Genomic DNA, 2555 nt, shown 5'->3' with positions numbered 1-2555 from the left:
GGGTGAGCATCATCCCTGCCGGTGGCGTGACCGGCAATCTGGCCGATCAGGACGTTCTCGGCGCCGAGAGCCTCGACGGCCACGACCCGTACGGCAATCTTCTGCCAGTCCGGCTTGTCGGGGCTTTCGTGGAAATCCTCGGCCCGCACGCCCAGAATGACGCGGCGCCCGGCACGCTCGCCATAAGCGTTGCGGTGGCGGGCGGGGACGGCAAGCACGGCACCGCTGTCGGTCAGGACGGAGAGCCCTTCGCCAGGTGCGGCCTGAAGCGTGGCCGGAATGAGGTTCATCGGCGGCGTCGCCAGGAAGCGTGCGACGAAGGTGTTGACCGGGTCGGCATAGACTTCAAGCGGCCGGCCGGCCTGGATCAGGCGACCATCGCGCATGATGCATATGCGATCGCCCATGGTCATCGCCTCGACCTGGTCGTGGGTGACATGGACGATGGTGCGGCCGAGGCGCCGGTGCAGCTTCACGAGTTCGAGCCGCATCTCGGCACGCAGTTGCGCATCGAGATTGGACAGCGGTTCGTCAAGCAGGAAGGCCGCCGGTTCGCGAACGATCGCCCGGCCGAGCGCGACACGCTGCCGCTGGCCACCCGAAAGCGCTGCCGGCTTGCGGCCGAGAAGATTCTGCAGACCGAGCAGGTTAGCGGCGTCTGCAATCTTGGCATCGATGACCGCCGCGTCGGTGCCGCGCATCTTCAGCCCGAAGGCCATATTCTGCCGCACCGACATATGCGGATAGAGCGCGTAGCTCTGGAACACCACGGCGACGTTTCGGTCGCGCGGGGCGACATTGGCGACGCTCTTGCCACCGATGCGGAGATCGCCGGAGGAGATACTCTCCAGACCGGCAATCATCCGCAGCGTCGTCGACTTGCCGCATCCCGACGGACCGAGAAAGATCACGAATTCACCATCGGGAATGGTGAGATCGACCTCATGCACCCCGTAATTGCCATTGCCGTAGAGCTTGGAAACGCGATCGAGCTCGATAGACGCCATAGACTTTCCTCATGAACCCGTCTGACCCGGCTGACGCCGAAGGCCGAAGTCGAGCGAACGGTCATCTTAGAGAACAAAATATAACATTAAAAGCCTAACTTCTGATCATATGTGTTCACTTTTTTGGATAGGCGCGTGCCCGCATCAGGATCCGGCTACAGCCGCCGAAAGGCCGTCAGGTCATGTAGACGCCGCCGGTCACGTTGACGCCCTGGCCGGTCATGAAGCGGGCTTGATCCGAGCAGAGGAACACGACGACGTCGGCGACATCCTCCGGCAGCTCGAGCCGGCCGAGCGGCGTCTGCGCAATATAGTCGGCGACCACCCGTTCGGGCGTGACTTGCCGCAGATGCGCCTCCCACTCGACTTCGCGCGATTGCATGCCGGTCTTGACGAACCCCGGACAGACGGCATTAACGCGTATCCCCTTGGGCGCGAGCTCGCGGGCAAAGGCCTGCGTCCAGCCGAGCACGGCGAACTTGGATGCCGAATAATGCGCCAGGAGCGGCGCACCGACCTTCGCGGCAAGCGAGGCGGTGTTGACGATGCAGCCCGTGCCCTGCTTGACAAAATGCCGTCCAGCGATCTGATTTGCCAGGAATACACCGCGGGCATTGACCGAAAAGTTGAAGTCCCACTCTTCGTCGGTCAGATCGAGCGCGTGCTGCATGGTGGACACGCCGGCATTGGCGATCAGGATGTCGCAGCCGCCAAGCGCTTCCAGTACGGTGGAGAAGGCCGCCTCGACGGAATCGCGGCGGCGGACATCGACCGTGACGGCGGCGGCACCGCCACCAATTTCCTCAGCCGCCTGACGTGCCGCCTTGGGATCCAGATCGCCGATCGCCACGGCGACGCCCTGCCGCGTCAGGGCGGTCGCGATCGCCCGGCCGATCCCCGCGCCACCGCCCGTCACGAAGGCTCGCTTGCCCGCGAGTTCGGCAAGCACGGGAGGCGTGACGGAGACAGCCGGCATGGTCGTATTCTCTCTGCTTGATGGCGGAACGCATTTTGTTGATATCGAGATGCATACCAATAAAATCGAACACTGCAAACATATTTTTGTTTGAAAATGTTTGATCATGCGGTAGTGTGAAGATCAGCAGACCGCTTCGTCGGCGGCTTACCCACCGGATACATCGATGGCAGACGACACCACCCTTCCTGAGACATCGCCGCATGGCGCACCGCGCGACGCCGATCGTCAGCGCCTTCTCGCGCACGACCGGCAGGCACGCATCCTGGCTTTGCTGCGCCGGACGGGGTCGCTCACCGTCGCCGCGGCAGCGGCCGAACTTGCCGTTTCCGACATGACGATCCGCCGCGATCTCGTCGAACTGGAACGCGAGGGTAGGCTGGTCCGAATCCATGGCGGCGCGATCGAGGCCGACAACCCGCCGCTGGTCGCCATGGACAGCGAAGAGCCGAGTTTCGATTCGCGCTTGCGCCAGCGCCGCGACCCGAAGGCCGCGATTGCCGCGGCCGCGGCCGCGCTGGTTTCGGGATACCGCACGATCGCTTTGGATGTCGGCACCACCACCTATCTGA

At 63.7% G+C, this 2555-nt stretch carries 3 protein-coding genes; 1 reads left to right on the top strand and 2 read right to left on the bottom strand.

The window, feature by feature from the left end:
- Positions 1–1007: ATP-binding cassette domain-containing protein (locus EOA22_RS30545; RefSeq protein ID WP_127287704.1), on the bottom strand; the 1007-nt coding region annotated here is incomplete at its 3' end.
- 175 nt (positions 1008–1182) lie between these two features.
- Positions 1183–1983, bottom strand: a complete 801-nt coding sequence (locus tag EOA22_RS30540; RefSeq protein ID WP_024502263.1) for an SDR family NAD(P)-dependent oxidoreductase — start codon at positions 1981–1983, stop codon at positions 1183–1185.
- 166 nt (positions 1984–2149) lie between these two features.
- Here EOA22_RS30540 and EOA22_RS30535 point away from each other — a divergent pair.
- Positions 2150–2555: DeoR family transcriptional regulator (locus EOA22_RS30535; protein ID WP_164756042.1), on the top strand; the 406-nt coding region annotated here is incomplete at its 3' end.

It is taken from the genome of Mesorhizobium sp. M7A.F.Ca.US.014.04.1.1 (assembly GCF_003998745.1).
GTDB classification, from domain to species: Bacteria; Pseudomonadota; Alphaproteobacteria; order Rhizobiales; family Rhizobiaceae; genus Mesorhizobium; species Mesorhizobium ciceri.
Note: the sequence above shows the minus strand (reverse complement) of the source record. Positions and strands in the feature narration are given on the sequence as shown.